The organism is Myroides sp. C6-3 (assembly GCF_050522425.1).
GTDB lineage: Bacteria > Bacteroidota > Bacteroidia > Flavobacteriales > Flavobacteriaceae > Flavobacterium.
The window spans coordinates 33,939-50,086 of record NZ_JBMVQP010000001.1 but is presented as its reverse complement, the minus strand read 5'-3'; the positions used below and the strand labels follow the sequence as shown (position 1 = coordinate 50,086).

General features: G+C 35.5%; 22 protein-coding genes. 17 read left to right on the top strand and 5 right to left on the bottom strand.

Features of this window, described 5'->3' with window-relative positions; translation table 11 throughout:
- Positions 1 to 5: 5 nt before the first annotated feature.
- Positions 6 to 701 carry a sulfite exporter TauE/SafE family protein gene (locus tag ACPDG9_RS00260; protein WP_430525862.1) on the top strand — a complete coding sequence of 232 codons (696 nt, stop codon included), beginning with the start codon at positions 6 to 8 and terminating at the stop codon, positions 699 to 701.
- 512 nt (positions 702 to 1,213) lie between these two features.
- Positions 1,214 to 1,612, top strand: coding sequence for a hypothetical protein (locus tag ACPDG9_RS00255; RefSeq protein ID WP_430525861.1), 399 nt, complete (start codon positions 1,214 to 1,216; stop codon positions 1,610 to 1,612).
- Between the two features lie 155 nt (positions 1,613 to 1,767).
- Here ACPDG9_RS00255 and ACPDG9_RS00250 read toward each other — a convergent pair whose 3' ends face one another.
- On the bottom strand, positions 1,768 to 2,214 hold the full coding sequence (locus ACPDG9_RS00250) for a hypothetical protein (protein WP_430525860.1): 447 nt from the start codon (positions 2,212 to 2,214) through the stop codon (positions 1,768 to 1,770).
- Between the two features lie 232 nt (positions 2,215 to 2,446).
- On the opposite strand from ACPDG9_RS00250, the gene ACPDG9_RS00245 reads away from it, so the two are divergent.
- The 13 genes from ACPDG9_RS00245 to ACPDG9_RS00185 all read left to right on the top strand — a co-directional run bounded on the left by ACPDG9_RS00245 (position 2,447) and on the right by ACPDG9_RS00185 (position 10,717).
- The gene (locus tag ACPDG9_RS00245) at positions 2,447 to 3,475 is read left to right on the top strand and encodes a cytochrome-c peroxidase (RefSeq protein WP_430525859.1); all 1,029 of its coding nucleotides are present in this window, start codon (positions 2,447 to 2,449) and stop codon (positions 3,473 to 3,475) included.
- Between the two features lie 201 nt (positions 3,476 to 3,676).
- Positions 3,677 to 4,450, top strand: coding sequence for an exonuclease domain-containing protein (locus ACPDG9_RS00240; RefSeq protein WP_430525858.1), 774 nt, complete (start codon positions 3,677 to 3,679; stop codon positions 4,448 to 4,450).
- A gap of 12 nt (positions 4,451 to 4,462) precedes the next feature.
- Complete coding sequence (locus tag ACPDG9_RS00235; RefSeq protein ID WP_430525857.1) at positions 4,463 to 5,074, top strand: fumarylacetoacetate hydrolase family protein; 612 nt, start codon at positions 4,463 to 4,465, stop codon at positions 5,072 to 5,074.
- A gap of 6 nt (positions 5,075 to 5,080) precedes the next feature.
- Entirely contained in the window at positions 5,081 to 5,434 is a 354-nt protein-coding gene (locus ACPDG9_RS00230) for a hypothetical protein (protein WP_430525856.1), read from the top strand.
- On the top strand, positions 5,431 to 6,675 hold the full coding sequence (locus ACPDG9_RS00225) for a competence/damage-inducible protein A (protein ID WP_430525855.1): 1,245 nt from the start codon (positions 5,431 to 5,433) through the stop codon (positions 6,673 to 6,675). Before ACPDG9_RS00230 ends, ACPDG9_RS00225 begins: the two co-directional genes overlap by 4 nt.
- A gap of 80 nt (positions 6,676 to 6,755) precedes the next feature.
- Entirely contained in the window at positions 6,756 to 6,992 is a 237-nt protein-coding gene (gene rpmB, locus ACPDG9_RS00220; protein WP_002990304.1) for a 50S ribosomal protein L28, read from the top strand.
- 26 nt (positions 6,993 to 7,018) lie between these two features.
- The gene (rpmG, locus tag ACPDG9_RS00215) at positions 7,019 to 7,201 is read left to right on the top strand and encodes a 50S ribosomal protein L33 (protein ID WP_002990305.1); all 183 of its coding nucleotides are present in this window, start codon (positions 7,019 to 7,021) and stop codon (positions 7,199 to 7,201) included.
- 7 nt (positions 7,202 to 7,208) lie between these two features.
- A complete protein-coding gene (locus ACPDG9_RS00210; RefSeq protein WP_002990306.1) occupies positions 7,209 to 7,361 on the top strand; it encodes a DUF4295 domain-containing protein in 153 nt (50 codons plus the stop codon).
- A 136-nt stretch (positions 7,362 to 7,497) separates the two neighbouring features.
- On the top strand, positions 7,498 to 8,451 hold the full coding sequence (gene ftsY, locus ACPDG9_RS00205; RefSeq protein ID WP_430525854.1) for a signal recognition particle-docking protein FtsY: 954 nt from the start codon (positions 7,498 to 7,500) through the stop codon (positions 8,449 to 8,451).
- Positions 8,452 to 8,460: 9 nt separating this feature from the next.
- Positions 8,461 to 8,895, top strand: coding sequence for a lipocalin family protein (locus ACPDG9_RS00200; RefSeq protein ID WP_430525853.1), 435 nt, complete (start codon positions 8,461 to 8,463; stop codon positions 8,893 to 8,895).
- 2 nt (positions 8,896 to 8,897) lie between these two features.
- The gene (locus ACPDG9_RS00195; protein WP_430525852.1) at positions 8,898 to 9,230 is read left to right on the top strand and encodes a DUF721 domain-containing protein; all 333 of its coding nucleotides are present in this window, start codon (positions 8,898 to 8,900) and stop codon (positions 9,228 to 9,230) included.
- A gap of 231 nt (positions 9,231 to 9,461) precedes the next feature.
- On the top strand, positions 9,462 to 10,175 hold the full coding sequence (ric, locus tag ACPDG9_RS00190; RefSeq protein ID WP_430525851.1) for an iron-sulfur cluster repair di-iron protein: 714 nt from the start codon (positions 9,462 to 9,464) through the stop codon (positions 10,173 to 10,175).
- An 89-nt stretch (positions 10,176 to 10,264) separates the two neighbouring features.
- Positions 10,265 to 10,717 carry a CopD family protein gene (locus tag ACPDG9_RS00185; RefSeq protein WP_430525850.1) on the top strand — a complete coding sequence of 151 codons (453 nt, stop codon included), beginning with the start codon at positions 10,265 to 10,267 and terminating at the stop codon, positions 10,715 to 10,717.
- Between the two features lie 65 nt (positions 10,718 to 10,782).
- Here the strand turns inward: ACPDG9_RS00185 and ACPDG9_RS00180 are convergent, their stop codons facing one another.
- From ACPDG9_RS00180 to recF, 4 genes are all read right to left on the bottom strand, one after another.
- Positions 10,783 to 11,358, bottom strand: a complete 576-nt coding sequence (locus tag ACPDG9_RS00180; protein WP_430525849.1) for an RNA polymerase sigma factor — start codon at positions 11,356 to 11,358, stop codon at positions 10,783 to 10,785.
- Complete coding sequence (locus ACPDG9_RS00175; protein ID WP_430525848.1) at positions 11,355 to 12,461, bottom strand: glycosyltransferase; 1,107 nt, start codon at positions 12,459 to 12,461, stop codon at positions 11,355 to 11,357. Before ACPDG9_RS00175 ends, ACPDG9_RS00180 begins: the two co-directional genes overlap by 4 nt.
- A 62-nt stretch (positions 12,462 to 12,523) precedes the next feature.
- Positions 12,524 to 13,534 (bottom strand): UDP-N-acetylmuramate dehydrogenase, encoded by a 1,011-nt coding sequence (gene murB, locus ACPDG9_RS00170; RefSeq protein ID WP_430525847.1) that lies wholly within the window; start codon positions 13,532 to 13,534, stop codon positions 12,524 to 12,526.
- A gap of 24 nt (positions 13,535 to 13,558) precedes the next feature.
- Positions 13,559 to 14,641, bottom strand: a complete 1,083-nt coding sequence (gene recF / locus ACPDG9_RS00165; protein ID WP_430525846.1) for a DNA replication/repair protein RecF — start codon at positions 14,639 to 14,641, stop codon at positions 13,559 to 13,561.
- Between the two features lie 134 nt (positions 14,642 to 14,775).
- Between recF and ACPDG9_RS00160 the strand changes: the two genes are divergently transcribed.
- Both ACPDG9_RS00160 and ribH read left to right on the top strand, forming a co-directional pair.
- The gene (locus tag ACPDG9_RS00160; RefSeq protein ID WP_430525845.1) at positions 14,776 to 15,564 is read left to right on the top strand and encodes a tetratricopeptide repeat protein; all 789 of its coding nucleotides are present in this window, start codon (positions 14,776 to 14,778) and stop codon (positions 15,562 to 15,564) included.
- A 1-nt stretch (position 15,565) separates the two neighbouring features.
- The gene (gene ribH, locus ACPDG9_RS00155; RefSeq protein ID WP_430525844.1) at positions 15,566 to 16,054 is read left to right on the top strand and encodes a 6,7-dimethyl-8-ribityllumazine synthase; all 489 of its coding nucleotides are present in this window, start codon (positions 15,566 to 15,568) and stop codon (positions 16,052 to 16,054) included.
- Positions 16,055 to 16,148: the final 94 nt, after the last annotated feature.

The following is a 16,148-nucleotide window of genomic DNA, read 5'->3' as shown; positions in this document are numbered from 1 at the left end:
AGGTATTGATTTCGGCACTTATTTTTGGCTTAGTAAGCAGTCTGCATTGTATTGGAATGTGTGGACCGATTGCGTTGATGTTGCCAATTAGCCAAAACAATCCGGTTTCAAAAATTAGGCAGATGTTCACCTATCACATAGGTAGGATATCTGCCTATTCTTTATTGGGCTTTGTTTTTGGTCTGTTTGGTAAAGGTTTGTATCTGGCTGGTTTTCAGCAACAATTATCAATTGTAGTAGGGGTTATTATGATTGTACTTGCGCTTATACCCACCAATAGAATTGGAAATTTTAACCTTTTAAAACCGCTGTATCGCTTTGTAAATTGGATTAAGTCTTCCTTGGGAAAACAGTTTAAAAAGAAATCACCGAGCGCCTTGTTCTTCATTGGTTTCTTTAATGGGTTTTTACCTTGTGGAATGGTGTATGTCGCCTTGTTTGGTGCTTTGGCTACGCAAGATGTACTACTGGGAATGGGATACATGGCTTTGTTCGGCCTTGGAACAATTCCCTTAATGAGCTTAGTTATTTACTTTAAAAATCTTTTCTCAGATTCGTTTAGAAGGGGAGTCATGAAGTACTATCCCCTTGTTATTATACTGATTGGTATGCTATTTATCATTAGAGGTTTGGGATTAAATATTCCTTTTCTCTCACCTGATACACTTAATCTCTTCGTTCGTGGAGAAGTAATGTGTTAAATAAAACTTAATTATGTGACTTTTGATCACCCCTCTTGTCTAAAGGATAGAACAGCAACAAAGTAAGATTGTTATTAGCTATGAAAAAGATTGCTAGTTGTTGTTCAAATGCTATAGAAAAAGAAAAGAAAAAAAAAGGAAAGACATTGTCTTTCCTTTTTTTTATACCTGTGTGATTCTACTATGTTGGACTCGTCAATCTATTGAAAGTTTTAAAACCTCTCTTTGTAGAAAATGACTACTTTGTATTCATAAATTTCTATTTTTAGTGTTTTATCATAAATTTTTGCATTTTTTGTTTGATTTACTTGTGTTTTTGGTGTTAATTTTTTGTATTTATGGTTGAATAGTCCTGTTGAGAATAACGTATTTATTTGTATTTAGTATAAAACATTTACTATTGCTTGTTTTTTTGTTATAAAAATGATGTATTTGTAAAAACAGAGTTGTGTTTTTTGGATAAAGTAATATTTCTTAAATTCACAGTAGAAAAAAATTAAAATTTGTTGTTTATGAAAGCAAAAGTACAGTATAACGATTTTAAAGGTACTGTGGCTGCGGACATATCAGATATGATCGCAGTTAACAAAGGGAATTACATCAGCAGTATTGGGGAGTACTTCGGTGTAGATCAAGAGCGTTTTAAGGTGGTAGGGGTTTCTCTACAGGGAATTCAAGATTTTGAATTAACTATGCTTTGTGTTGATAAAGTAAAAAGTACACCTTTCAAAGAGCATTTAGTAAAAATGCAATTTGATCTTGATGCAGAAGGACAAAAACGAATGTTAGGTTTGTTATTTAAACGATTAAATGTTGTTCTATTTGATTCAGGTGAAGAAGATTACGAAAATGACAACTATGATGAAGTTGTTAATTACGCAGATCACCATGAAAAAGAAGAATTAGAGTAAAAAAATCTAAATGGAATAAAGAGTTCTCGATGAAAGTCGGGGACTTTTTTTTTGGTTATGCGTGAACGGTTATGAGGTTAGAGAGTGCAGTGCAATTTTCTGGAATAAGAGGTACTCACCATCTCAACGCCTCACCATCTCGCCATCAACAAAAACTAATAATTGTCTTTTCTCCAAATCGCTACATCAGCTAGAATTTTTTCCGTATCAGGATGAACTTCTTCTAGGTAGTTTTCGGTATACAGTGTATAAGTAGCTTTGTCTAAGCGCAATTTAACTTGATTGTTGTTGATTACACGCACTGAAATCTGTTTGGATGAATCCACAAATAATTGATGTCTTTTTGACGTTTGATCTTCCTCTAACGTAAGAAAAATGGGTGTTTGCGTGCCGTTGAGTTTGCTGTCTTGTTGATACACCAATGTCGCCTTACCATCTTTATAAGTAAAATAGTAATTTTTAAAAAGTAGTGTTTTAGCGGTAAAAACTTTGGTTTTGTTTTTATCTAAGGTATAAGGTGAAGAAACTATGGTTTCAGTAGTTTGGCAACTCTGTACAAGAGGCGCCAAGGCTAATATAGTTAGAAGAAATAGTTTTTTCATAAGCTTGATTTGTGTAATTCAACAAGACCAAAATAAGATAATAATTCAATAAAACAAAATAATGTTTAGATAATAGTAGTTTTTCAACACATTTTAATTCAAAAGTAGTAGGGTTTGGGTGTTAATAATTGATTATTTTTAAATCTTAATTGTCAAAATGAAGTGATAATTATCAGTGTTTAAGAAAAAAATTGGCTGTAATTTAATATTAGAATTAAAAGTAGTGTGAATTATGATTAAAAAACTGATTTTAGTTGCTGTATTAGTATCATTTGTAGGATGTAAGCAGGATAAGTCAAATGCATTTGAATTTGTACAAAAAGAGGATGGCGGGTTATTTACCCAAGCCAAAACTTTTTTTCAACCTATTTCTTCAGTAGACGTTCCCGAAATAGATTCGGCAAAGGTGGTTTTAGGAAAGTATTTGTACTTTGATACGCGTTTGTCTAAAGAGGGGAATATCAGCTGTAACTCATGCCATAATTTGAATACCTATGGCGTGGATAATCTCGCTTTTTCTCCTGGAGATGATGGTTCGTTAGGAGGTAGAAATTCACCTACGGTTTTTCATGCAGCTTTGCACAGTATGCAGTTTTGGGATGGTCGTGCAAAAGATGTAGAAGAACAAGCAGGAGGACCAATCTTAAATCCTGTGGAACACAATATTAAAAACGAAAGAGAACTGGAAGAGCGCTTGCGTCAAGTTGAATTGTACAAGGAACAATTTGCGACGGTTTATCCAAGCGATAAACAACCTATTACGTTTAAAAATATCACCAATGCTATCGGAGCTTTTGAGCGCACCTTAATGCCCGCAAGTCGATTTGATCAATACCTAGAAGGCGATAGGGACGCATTGTCTGTTCAAGAACAAAAAGGACTTGAGACTTTTATGACTGTTGGTTGTATGACTTGTCACAGCGGAGTAGCCATGGGAGGTCAAATGTTTCAGAAATTTGGACTTTATGGGGATTATTGGGTCGCAACAAAGTCTGAAAAAGTAGATAAAGGCTTAGCTGATTTAAGTAATAAAGAAGCTGAAAACTATTTCTTTAAAGTACCTGGTCTGCGTAATATTGTACATACAGGGCCTTATTTTCACGATGGATCCGTAAGTGACCTAAAAGAAGCAGTGAAAATTATGGCTGATCTTCAAACCAATATTACCTTGACAACAGAACAGCTAGATGATATCGTAGCGTTTTTAGGTAGTTTGTCTAGTGATATTCCTGAAGAGGTTAAAAAATCACCTTTTAACTAAAGACTTCTTAGTAAAGTTGTTTGTATAGATGGACAAAAGCTATTCTTCTTTGAATAGCTTTTGTTCTTTGTATGTCTTGGAATCTCAGCTATAGGGTCGTAATGAGTTGAAACAAAAGTGAACGAATGAAAAGTTAACGGGTCAATCTATATCCCCTAAACTTTACATTTGTTATATTTGTAGCTAAATAAACCAAGAAGTATGGAGTTGAAATTACACAGACCTATTTGTTTTTTTGATTTAGAAACAACAGGAATCGATGTAGCAAGAGATCGAATCGTAGAAATAGCTATATTAAAAGTATTTCCCAATGGAAATAAAGAAAGTAAAACATGGTTAGTCAATCCTGAGCGTCCTATACCAGAAGCATCTTCTAAAATTCACGGGATTACGGATGATAAAGTTGCAAATGAGCCTACATTTAAAGAATTAGCTCCCTTGGTTTATCAAATAATTAAAGATGCTGACCTAGCTGGATTTAATTCTGATCGCTTTGATATTCCCTTACTAGCAGAAGAATTGCTTCGCGCGGGTGTTGATTTTGATTTAGGAAATCGCGTTACGGTTGACATTCAAACTATTTTTCACAAAAAAGAAGAACGCACATTAAGTGCTGCCTATAAGTTCTATTGTAACGAAAGCTTAGAGAACGCCCATTCAGCAGCAGCAGATACGCATGCAACCTATGAAATCCTAAAAGCTCAACTCGATCGATATGACGATTTGGAAAATGATATGCGTCTTTTGTCTGAGTTTACTACAAGAAAGAAAAGTGTTGATTTTGCAGGTTTTATTGCATTAAACGAAGAAGGGCAAGAGGTTTTTACTTTTGGTAAACACAAAGGTGTGTTAGTGGAAGAAGTACTAGAAAATGAACCGGGTTATTACGGTTGGATTCAAAATGCAGATTTTCCCTTGTACACTAAAAAGGTGCTAACTGGAATCAAGTTGAGAAAACTCAATAATAAACTATAAAAGAGAGGTTTTATGAAAATTATCTGTGTTGGAAGAAATTACGTTGAACACATTGCGGAATTGAATAACGAAAGACCAGATGAACCGGTATTGTTTATCAAACCCGATACTGCTCTTTTGGGAAAAGAGTTTCCTTTTGTACTTCCCGATTTCTCAGAAGATATTCACTATGAGGCTGAGGTGGTGGTGAAGATCACAAAAGTCGGAAAGTATATTGATGCAAAATTTGCCTCTAAATACTATGATCAAGTATCGTTGGGAATCGATTTTACTGCTCGAGATATCCAAGCGAAGTTGAAAGAGAAAGGCTTGCCTTGGGAGAAAGCAAAAGCATTTGACAATTCAGCTTTTGTAGGGGATTTTATCCCTAAAACGGAAGTAGGATCAGTGGATGAACTTGCTTTTTCTTTTGTTCAAAACGGACAAACAGTTCAACAGGCTACAACAGCGCAAATGATTTGGAAGATCGATGAGCTAATTGCTGAAATTTCAAGGTATTTCACTTTGAAAACAGGCGATTTAATCTTTACAGGTACACCTGCCGGTGTTGGGAAAGTTGCACCTGGTGATGTTTTAGAAGGATACATAGCAAATACTAAAGTTTTTGATTTAATCGTAAAATAACGAATTATGGCTCTTTTTTATGATGTAAGAGCGCTTTATGACAAGCACAGCAATAAGGAAGAATACGTAGTAGAAGAACTTATTGTTTATGTAGAGCAAATGTCAAAGCGATTGGATAAAATGAAAAAGCACATCGATGCAAAGAATTACGAAAAATTACAAAAGCACGTAACTGTTTTGCAACCCATTGTAGAAACCTTAGGGATGGATCAAGCCTGTGAGGAATTCAATGGAGTGCAAGAATGGATTGCGCAAAAAGGCAAAACCAAGGAGATTAAAGAAGTGTATAAATCACTGCGAAGACACTTGCGTTCTGCTGTGAAAGAAATTAAAAAAGATTACCAAATAACAGTCGAGTGAAAGCGAGTATCATTACCATAGGAGACGAGATTTTAATTGGACAAATTGTAGATACCAATTCAAATTTTTTAGCGAATTACTTGGATAAGTTGGGATTCGAAATCGTTGAAATACTCTCTATTTCCGATTCGGAATCCGCGATTAATGAGGCAATGCAAAGACAAGTAGATCGCGTTGATTTGGTTTTGATTACGGGTGGTTTAGGCCCGACAAAAGACGATTTGACCAAGCAAGTGTTTTGTCGTTTTTTCGAGGATGAGTTGATAGAGAATGCCGAAGTATTTCTTCATGTGAAAGCACTGATTGAGGAGTATTTTAAACGTCCTATTTCAGATCTTAATCGCAAACAGGCGCTGGTTCCCTCTAAAGCTACTGTGCTATTTAATCCGTTGGGAACAGCACCGGGAATGATGATGAAAAAAGGCAATACGCAATATGTGTCTTTGCCAGGTGTTCCTTTTGAGATGAAGGGAATTGTTGAAAATAGTTTAACTCCTCTGTTAAAAGAGCAGTTTACCCTGCGTTTTAACGTGCATAAAACTATCGTTGTCTACGGAATTGGGGAGAGTTTACTCGCTGAATATTTAACTGATTGGGAAGACGCCTTGCCGTCGGAAGTACAATTGGCTTATTTACCTAGTAGAGGTAGAGTACGTCTGCGCTTGTCTTCGGTTGGAACAAGTAAACAGCAGATTGAAGTTTTATTGGACGAGCTTATCGAAAAGATTCCCACAAAAGTCAAAGAAAATATTCGCGCTTATACCGATTTGAGTCGCGCTGAAGTCGTGATAGAAAAGCTAAAAGCAGAAGGGAGAACAATTGCTTGTGCAGAAAGTTGTACAGGAGGGAGATTATCCGTTCTTTTTAGTGAAAAAGAAGGAGCTTCCGCTTATTTTAAAGGCGGGATGGTTACATATGCTACAACGGCTAAAGAAACTGTTTTAGGGGTTCAAAAAGAAACAATAGCAAAGAATAGCGTGGTAAGTGAGCAAGTAGCTCGCGAAATGGCGGAACAAGTTCGCGCTAAATTTCAATCTGATTACGGCGTTTCAACTACAGGAAACGCAGGTCCGGCTAAGGGTGATTCCGAGGCAGATTTAGGTACAGTATATGTGGGGATAGCCTCGCATCACGGAAGCCATGCGCTGAAATTTGAATTAGGTCAACCGAGAGAGCAGGTTATTGAACGCGCCATTAGTCGCGCTTTGGAATTGGTATATAGCGAAATATTAAAAAAATAGTTGAAAGATTTTGTTTAGTAAAAATCTTTTTCGTTACTTTGCACCCTGATTTTGAATATTGAAATAAAAGATTAGATATAATGTCAAGAGTTTGTGAAATTACTGGAAAGAGAGCAATGGTTGGAAACAACGTCTCTCACGCGATGAATAAAACAAAAAGAAAGTTTTCTGTAAACTTAATTAAAAAACGTTTTTACATTGCTGAAGAAGACAGATGGGTAACATTAAAATTGTCTACCACTGCATTAAAAACAATTAATAAGAAAGGTATTACTGCTGTTTTGAAAGAAGCAAGAGTAAAAGGATTAGTGAAATAATTCGACCATAAAAAACAAGGAAAACGATGGCAAAGAAAGGTAATAGAATCCAAGTGATCTTAGAATGTACTGAACATAAAGCTTCTGGTTTACCAGGTACTTCAAGATACATCACAACGAAGAACAAGAAAAACACACCAGATAGATTGGAAATTAAAAAATTCAATCCTATCATGAAAAAAGTAACAATTCATAAAGAAATTAAATAATTAAGTCATGGCAAAGAAAACCGTAGCTACTTTAAGAACATCTTCTAAGAAGTTGACTAAAGCAATTAAAATGGTTAGATCTCCAAAGACAGGTGCTTACACATTTGTTGAGTCTGTTATGGCTCCTGATTTTGTAGATGAATTCTTGAGTAAAAAGTAATTTACCATTAAATATCTTGAAAAAAGCTGCCTTATTAGGTAGCTTTTTTCATTTTTAGTGCCTTCTAAGTTATAGCAAACAGCTATAAGATGGTATACTTTTATTCTTTATATTTGTACAAACTAATAGGAATGTTATGAGTTTTTTTAAACGAATTTTTTCTTCAGAAAAAAAGGAAACGTTAGATAAAGGATTAGAAAAATCTAAGACGTCTTTTTTTTCTAAGTTAACCAAAGCAGTAGCTGGTAAATCTAAAGTAGACGATGATGTTTTAGACAATCTAGAGGAAGTGTTAGTGACCTCAGATGTTGGGGTAAACACAACGCTAAAGATTATCGAGCGCATTGAAGCAAGAGTTACTCGTGATAAATACGTTGGAACAGAAGAGTTAAATCAAATTTTACGCGAAGAAATCGCAGGTTTGCTTTCTGAAACAGAAGTAGGTGAATCTACAGAATTTGAAATTCCAAAAGATAAGAAACCCTATGTTATTATGGTAGTTGGGGTAAATGGTGCAGGAAAAACAACAACGATCGGAAAATTGGCCTATCAGTTTAAAAAGGCTGGTTTAAAAGTGGTGTTGGGAGCTGCTGATACATTTAGAGCCGCAGCTATTGATCAGCTACAAGTTTGGGCTGATCGCGTTGATGTTCCTATTGTACGTCAACAAATGGGGAGTGATCCAGCCTCTGTCGCTTTTGATACCTTGCAATCTGCAGTGACTCAAAATGCGGATGTGGTTATTATTGATACAGCTGGTCGTTTGCACAATAAAGTAAACTTAATGAATGAGCTTGCTAAAGTGAAACGCGTGATGCAAAAGGTTATTGCTGATGCACCTCATGATGTTATGCTTGTACTGGATGGTTCTACAGGACAAAATGCATTTGAACAAGCCAAACAATTTACAGCGGCTACAGAGGTAACGTCTTTAGCTGTTACCAAATTAGATGGTACAGCAAAAGGAGGAGTGGTTATCGGTATTTCTGATGAATTTAGAATTCCTGTCCGCTATATCGGTGTAGGCGAAGGTATTGAAGATTTACAAGTGTTTAACAAATATGAATTTGTCGATTCATTTTTTAAATAAGAGTCAAGGATGCGTACATTAAAAATTTTTGCTAGCTTACTTCTTGTTGTTGTTTTACAAGCGTGTCAATCTAAAGCGGATACTGCGGCAGTTGTAGCTCATATCAATGGGTACTGGGAAATTGAAAAAGCCCAATTACCCGATGGTACCGAAAAAGACTATACGATCAATTCAACGATTGATTACTTTGAACTGAAAGAAGATCAAACAGGTGTACGTTATAAAGTAGTTCCTCAGTTTAATGGAGAGTACTTGACCAATGACAGACCTGAATCTTTTGTGCTCACAGAAAAAGAAGGTGCGCTTTGGTTGGTTTATAAAACCGATTTCGCAACTTGGGAAGAACAAGTGTTAAGTATTACCGATGAAAAAATGGTAGTCGAAAACGAAACCAAGATCAAATACTATTATAAACGAGCAAATCCCGTTCAAATTAAAGAGTAAACGTGAGTAAAAACTACAATCCTAATTACCGGAATAAGATTAGTCCTCGAGTAAGAGAAGCAAAGGGATTGTCTGATTTATTACAGCTCTTTAGAACAGAAAATAACCTCGATAGTGGACTGAATGAGTTTGATGTATATGAGGCTTGGAAAACGGTACTAGGGCCGGGTATTGTTTCGTATACGTTAGATGTAGCTTTTAAGCGAAATACCCTATACGTCAAGCTGTCTTCGTCTATCGTGCGGGACGAATTGAGCTACGGGAAAGAGAAAATTATCAAAATGTTGAACGAGGAATTAAAAAGGGAGCTAATTACAGCTTTAGTTTTAAGATAAAATGTACAGCGACAATACTCCAAAAGTAGTGTCGCTTTTTTTTAGTAAAAATAAAAGATAAAAAGGTCTTTTAATTAAACGCAAAGTTTTATCTTTGTGTAAGAAAGAGGAGAGCGAAACGTGTTTTCCTTTTTTATTCTCTAAATAAAAGATCTATATGTCTTTTATTTAAAAAAGAAGAAGCGGATTAACGCTAAAAAAGAGATTCAAAAACAACTAAAAAAAGAAGGTATGAAAAATAGAACAATAGGCTCATTTGTAGCAGAAGATTTTAGAACAGCAGCTATATTCAACAAGTACGGAATTGATTTTTGCTGTAAAGGCGGACGCACCTTAGCGGAGGTATGTGATAAAAAGAACCTAGAGGCAACAGCGTTAATTGGAGAACTAGAGCGTTTGATGAGTCAACAAGCGGAGAATACGATTGATTTTAGACATTGGCCTTTAGATTTGCTAGCGGATTATATTGAGAAAACGCACCATCGCTATGTTGAGGAAAAGATACCTGTACTCTTGCAGTTTCTCAATAAATTGAGCAAGGTCCATGGAGAAAGACATCCAGAGCTACATGAAATTAACGAATTATTTATCGGCTGTGCGCAAGAGCTTAGCCAACATTTGAAAAAAGAAGAATTGGTTTTATTTCCCTTTGTGCGCAAAATGGTAGCTGCAACCCTAACAGGTCAAGCTATAGAGGCACCTCATTTTGGTACGGTTGAAAATCCAGTAAATAAGATGATGCACGAGCACGACGGAGAAGGAGAGCGATTCCGTAAAATTGCGGCTCTTTCTAATCAGTATACACCGCCTGCTGATGCGTGTAATACGTATAAGGTGACTTTTGCCATGTTGAAAGAGTTTGAAGAAGATTTGCACAAACATATTCACTTAGAAAATAATATTCTCTTTCCAAGTGCGGTTCTCTTAGAACAGAAAGTAAACTAATAAACGATTCAGTCAAGACAAGAGTGCCTCTTCCTATAGAGGCACTTCGTGTTTCTGTTCGTTCTAATGCAAAAAGTAAAGAAGGCGTTATGAGTGAAATCCATATTTTATTGCTGTTTCATTTACTCAGTGCTACTATTTGGGTAGGTGGACATCTCGTGCTGAGTATTGTTGTATTGCCTCAAGTTTGGAAGGAAAAGAACATTGCGATGCTATTCAATTTTGAACGTAGATATGAATGGCTAGGGATGCCAGCTTTAGCTATACTACTTCTAACAGGAGTGCGAATGGCTTATGTGTATAACGTGAAAATAGCAACTTGGTTTGCGTTTAAAACCCCAATTGAAACAGTTGTTTCGCTTAAACTGCTCTGTCTGCTCAGTATCGTTTTATTTGCTTTGAGTGCGCAGTGCTATGTTTTACCGCGATTAAAAATAAATAGTAAAAAACTGCCTTTAATGACTTTTCACATTATTGCTGTAACCCTCATCAGTATTTTGATGTTGATTTTAGGGAGTTTTGTGCGCTATGGAGGGATATAAAGGGATTTTTTGACTTCTTCCTCGATTGTTGTTCTTCAAAAGGAACAGCGCCAATAGCTATTCAACTAAATGGTGAAATTCTGATCAATTTGTTTTAAAATAATTTCTGCTAGCAATTTTTTTGCGCGCATAATTTTAATTTTGACATTATTTAACGGTTCATTGAGTATACTGGCAATTTCATTATAAGAAAGCTCTTGAAAGAAACGCAATTCGATTACTTCTTGATAATGCGGTTTTAAAAGGCGGATGTAATTCTTGAAAATTTCTAAATTCTGTTCCCGAATTAATTCATCTTCTATGGTTTCCGAGTCGTCAATAATATTGTTGTATTGTTGTTCTTCATCCGTAATATCCACAAAGTGTACATTTTTTCTTTTGCGAATGAGATCAATATGTACATTTTTGGCAATAGTGATGAGCCACGTATTAAAAGCGTACTTACTGTCATAAGACTCAATGCTACTAAACGCTTTAGAGAACGTCTCAATAGTAATGTCTTCTGCATCTGATTCGTTTCCAGCTTGTTTTAGAATGAAATGATATACTTCAGACCAATACTGGTTTAATAGGGAGGTAAAAGCAGATTGATCTCCTCTTTTAGCTGCTTCTATATTTTGATTTGTTACACTTGTTTTCAAATTTTCTTACGTGTGATGAAATGTTTAAACGCAAAATAATGACCAGATAGTATATGAATTAGTTCAAAAAAAGGAAATATCCAAATCAAGTCTTTTTCATGGAAATTCTTCAGTAATTTTGCAAAGTAGAAGGTAGTGATTATATATCGAATTACAACTATACCTACTACTATTTCCCATAGATGTAAATGAAGTAAAAGAATGAGTAATACCACGTAAAAGGCCAAAACACTAAAGTGGTAAAAACGCACTTTCAGTTGGTTGAAAATACCTAGGCGTTTGAGTAACAAGCTATATTTTTTTTGCGTTTGAAAAGCACTGCTCCAGGAAGACTTTTGCTCTAAGGTGTTTAAGCTTTCGGGAGCTATGGTAAGAGCAGTATTTGCTTTTGTTGCAATTTGTCTAATAAACTCTTGTTCTTCCCCTTGAACGATTTTCATTTCCTTAATGAATCCGTTTACTTTGTAAAAAAGACTTTTCGTATAGGCCTGATTGTAGCTGTTGCCATAAAGGGGTTTGCCCATTTCGATCCACACAAAATTGTGCAGTGATTTAAGGAAATATTGAAACCTCTCATATTTGTTGCTCCAGCTTTTTTTCTTCTTCGCTAATGAGGTGTGGGCTAAAACTACTTGTTTTTTAGCAGAGAATTGTGCACTCATACTAGCAATCCAAAGAGGAGAATTGGGAAGTGTTTTCGGCTCTGTAAACAAAAGATGTTCAAATGAGGTAATCTTTATGCCTAAGGTCAAAGCGTATTTTTTATTTCCCCAAAAAGCCTCGTTATTTTCTACGTTGACTAATCGAGCAAATTTGTGTTGAGCTACAAATTGTTCAAGTAGTTCTAAACTCTCATCTTCTGAAGCATTATTGACTAAAATAAGCTCGAAAGTTCCATACTCTTGTGTGAGTATAGCTTGAAGAAAGGCAGGAAGTTCTGCTTCATTATCTTTGATATACACGACAACAGATACGGGAATACTCTGTTGGGTTGGTCTGTTTTTTAAGGCTCCATTGAAGGCAATATTGCTGTACAATACAACGTAATAAAGCGCGTGAAACAGTAAAATACCAATCAGTATGTAAAATAAGATGGTTAGCATGGTGTGTATACAATTTTATCGAGGAGCAAAGGTACCAATAATCGCTTTTTTGTGCAATACCTCTAAAAGATATTGACTTCGGCTTCTAAGTGAATATTAAAAATGTTAAAAACCTCATTTTGAATACTTTCGGATAGTTTTTTGATTTCGATGCCTTGGGCTTTACCGTAATTAACTAAGACTAGTGCCTGCTTGCTATGTACTCCTGCATCCCCAATTCGATAGCCTTTGTATCCAATGGTTTCAATTAACCAACCCGCAGGAATTTTGGTATTGTGTTCGTCTATGGGATAAGCAGGGATTGTCGGATACTTTACGCGTAAATGTTCATATAGCTCATTGCTGATAATCGGATTTTTAAAGAAACTACCACTATTGCCCAGTTCTGCTGGGTTTGGCAATTTACTGCTTCGAATCGCTATGACAGCCTGACTAACATCTTGAATCGTTGGTGTTGTAACCCCCATCTTTTCTAGTTCGCTGTGGATTACGCCATAGTTGGTATGTAAGTGGTGATTTTTCTTTGTTAATTTATAGGTTGCTGATAGAATAATGTATTGGTCTTTAGCTTCTTTTTTGAAAATACTCTCTCTATAGTCAAATTGGCACTGTGCATTGGTGAATTCTTCAATGTTTAGTGTTTTTATATTCAGTGCTTTGCAGCGAATCATAGTGTCTTTTATTTCTACACCATAAGCCCCAATATTTTGAATGGGAGTAGTGCCAACATGGCCTGGAATTAGCGATAAGTTCTCTAAACCTCCATAGTCTCTTGCTAAGGTCCATTGTACAAAATCATGCCATACTTCACTCGCATTGGCTTCAATCCAAATAAAATCGTCGCTTTCTTCAACGATTTCGATACCTTTTATATTGAGTTTAATAACTAGATTATCAAGGTCTTGCGTCAATAACATATTACTTCCGCCACTTAGAATAAAATAGTCCTCTCCAGGTGTAGATTGAATAATTGTCGTTAATTCAGTATGCGTGTTTACTTGTACAAATCGCTTAGCCTTTACGTCAAGGCCAAACGTATTATAGGGTTTTAGAGAGACATTTTCTTGAATCATAGCGTATTCTTGTATCAGTTTGTTTTATTCTACAGTAAAGATTTTGAAATCTTGGTTGATCGAGTTGAGTAAGGCTTCTGTTCGATCTAAATGGGTGTCTGTAATGAACATTTGCCCAAAGGTATCTAAGTTGACGAGTTCTAAAATTTGTCGCACGCGAAGTTCGTCTAATTTGTCGAAAATATCGTCAAACAATAAAATTGGCGCAATGCCATGTTGCTTCTTTAAGAATTCAAATTGAGCGAGTTTTAAGGCAATTAAAAAAGATTTTTGTTGCCCTTGGGAACCGAATTTTTTAATGGGACTTCCCTTGAGTAAAAAAATAAGATCATCCTTGTGAATACCCACTGAAGTATATTGTAAAGCTCGGTCTCTTTGTATATTTTGAGCAAACAATTCACGCATGCTGTGTTGTTCTAATTGCGATTCGTAAACTAAGTTGACATCGTCTTTATTTCCTGTAATCAATTGGTGGTAATGGTTGAAAATCGGAATAAATTCCCGTAAGAAATCACGGCGAATTTCATAGATTGGTTGCGCAATTAATTCAATTTGCTCGTTGTAAACTTCTAATGTGTCTCGATCAAAATAATTGTTCGTTACAAAGCTTTTCAATAGCGCATTGCGTTGTGTAATCAACTTTTGATGTTGAATAAGCAATTGCAAATAACTGCTGTTCATTTGGGAGATCACGCTATCTAAAAATTTGCGTCTAGTTTCACTACCTTCAATAATGAGATCGCTATCCGAGGGTGAAATAATAACCAAGGGAATAAAGCCAAAGTGATCTGAAAAGCGCTCGTAATTTTTATTGTTGCGTTTGAGGATTTTTTTTTGCCCTTTTTTTAGACTGCATAAAATCTGCTCGCGTTGTCCATTTTTTTCAAAAGTACCATCTATAACAAAAAAATCTGCTCCGTGTTTGATATTCTGGACGGCAATAGGATTAAAATAACTACGACCATAAGCGATATAGTAGATCGAATCTAGTATATTAGTTTTGCCAACGCCATTTAATCCAATAAAACAGTTTATTTTAGCATTAAATTCAAAAGATTTATCTTCAATATTTTTAAAATTTAGAAGATCTATTTTTTTTAAATACACGGGAATAAAGGTATTTTTAACGAGTGAGTGATTGTATTGTCTAATTTGGTTGCAAATTATCAAAAATATTAATAGTAAGCACTTTTATATTACAATAAAAATCATATTTTTGCCTTTCATTAAACTTTTTATACATGGCAACTTATAATAAAAGAGGTTATAAAGCTCCTAAACCGCAAGACGAAACGGTAGATAACGAATTTGATCAGTATAGTTCAGTTGATACTTCTAACAGTACTACGGCAGAGGTATTTAATTCCTTAGATCAAGGAGCAAATAAAATGGAAGGTTGGGTAGCGAGAAATCAAAAAGCAATTTTTGGTATCGTTGGAGCAATCGCTTTGGTTACTATTGGTTATGTTGGATATAATAAGTTTGTAGTTGAGCCTAAAAATGAAGAAGCAGCAAATGAGATGTTTCAAGCTCAATCTTATTACACTGACGCTTTCAAAAACGAAGCGGATAAACAAAATCTATTTAACTTAGCTTTAAATGGAGGAGAAGGTAAATTAGGGTTCTTAGGAATCATCGACAACTATAAAGGAACATCATCTGCTAACTTAGCGCACTACTATGCTGGAACAACTTACCTAAACCAAGGGGAGTTTAAAAAAGCAATTGAGCAGTTAGAGCAATATAAATTGGGTTCTGATATTATGATTGGATCATTGGCATTAGGTTCTATTGGAGATGCTTTCTCTGAATTAGGACAACATGCAGATGCTTTTGATTACTATAAAAAAGCAGCAGAACACAACAAAAATGATTTCAGTACACCTCGATTTTTATACAAAGCAGGTATTGCTGCTTTAGAAGATGGTAAGAAAGCGGAGGCGTTGAAAATGTTTAATGAGGTTAAGAACAACTATTCAACAGCTATGGAAGCGACGTTAGTTGAGTCTTTAATCGGTCTTGCTCAATAATATGGCAACAGCGAATAAAAACTTATCGGCTTACGATAAAACAAAATTACCTTCAGCTGCAGACATGAAAGTCGGAATTGTCGTATCAAATTGGAATGATACAATTACGGAAGGCTTATTTGAAGGAGCAAAGAAAACACTTTTAGATTGTGGTCTCCAAGAAGAGGGGTTAATTCGATGGGATGTACCTGGAAGCTTTGAACTGGTTTTCGGTGCTAAACGAATGATTGAGCGCTTTGAAGATTTAGACGCCGTGATTGTGATCGGTTGTGTAATCAAAGGAGAAACTATGCACTTTGAATTTGTTTGTGAAGGAGTTACACACGGAATCAAAGATTTGAATTTAATAGCAGATATTCCAGTTATCTTCTGTGTACTTACAGATAACACCCTAGAGCAATCATTGGCTCGAAGCGGTGGAGATATGGGGAATAAAGGGGTTGAGGCCGCGGTCACGGCTCTGAAAATGATTGCTTTAAATCGTTTATAATAAAATAAAGATAAGCCTGTGTAAAAGCAGGCTTTTTTTTATCAGGTCTATGTAATAAGTGAAAAAATAGTTAAGAAGGTAATTCCCCTATTTA

Coding starts and splice junctions, on each gene's coding strand:
- ACPDG9_RS00240 (WP_430525858.1), top strand. CDS start 3,677: ATGGAGTTGAAATTACACAGACCTATTTGTTTTTTTGATTTAGAAACA.
- ACPDG9_RS00250 (WP_430525860.1), bottom strand. CDS start 2,214: ATGAAAAAACTATTTCTTCTAACTATATTAGCCTTGGCGCCTCTTGTA.
- ACPDG9_RS00185 (WP_430525850.1), top strand. CDS start 10,265: ATGAGTGAAATCCATATTTTATTGCTGTTTCATTTACTCAGTGCTACT.
- ACPDG9_RS00235 (WP_430525857.1), top strand. CDS start 4,463: ATGAAAATTATCTGTGTTGGAAGAAATTACGTTGAACACATTGCGGAA.
- ACPDG9_RS00210 (WP_002990306.1), top strand. CDS start 7,209: ATGGCAAAGAAAACCGTAGCTACTTTAAGAACATCTTCTAAGAAGTTG.
- ACPDG9_RS00200 (WP_430525853.1), top strand. CDS start 8,461: ATGCGTACATTAAAAATTTTTGCTAGCTTACTTCTTGTTGTTGTTTTA.
- ACPDG9_RS00255 (WP_430525861.1), top strand. CDS start 1,214: ATGAAAGCAAAAGTACAGTATAACGATTTTAAAGGTACTGTGGCTGCG.
- ACPDG9_RS00230 (WP_430525856.1), top strand. CDS start 5,081: ATGGCTCTTTTTTATGATGTAAGAGCGCTTTATGACAAGCACAGCAAT.
- rpmG (WP_002990305.1), top strand. CDS start 7,019: ATGGCAAAGAAAGGTAATAGAATCCAAGTGATCTTAGAATGTACTGAA.
- ric (WP_430525851.1), top strand. CDS start 9,462: ATGAAAAATAGAACAATAGGCTCATTTGTAGCAGAAGATTTTAGAACA.
- rpmB (WP_002990304.1), top strand. CDS start 6,756: ATGTCAAGAGTTTGTGAAATTACTGGAAAGAGAGCAATGGTTGGAAAC.
- murB (WP_430525847.1), bottom strand. CDS start 13,534: ATGATTCAAGAAAATGTCTCTCTAAAACCCTATAATACGTTTGGCCTT.
- ACPDG9_RS00245 (WP_430525859.1), top strand. CDS start 2,447: ATGATTAAAAAACTGATTTTAGTTGCTGTATTAGTATCATTTGTAGGA.
- ACPDG9_RS00160 (WP_430525845.1), top strand. CDS start 14,776: ATGGCAACTTATAATAAAAGAGGTTATAAAGCTCCTAAACCGCAAGAC.
- ribH (WP_430525844.1), top strand. CDS start 15,566: ATGGCAACAGCGAATAAAAACTTATCGGCTTACGATAAAACAAAATTA.
- ftsY (WP_430525854.1), top strand. CDS start 7,498: ATGAGTTTTTTTAAACGAATTTTTTCTTCAGAAAAAAAGGAAACGTTA.
- ACPDG9_RS00175 (WP_430525848.1), bottom strand. CDS start 12,461: ATGCTAACCATCTTATTTTACATACTGATTGGTATTTTACTGTTTCAC.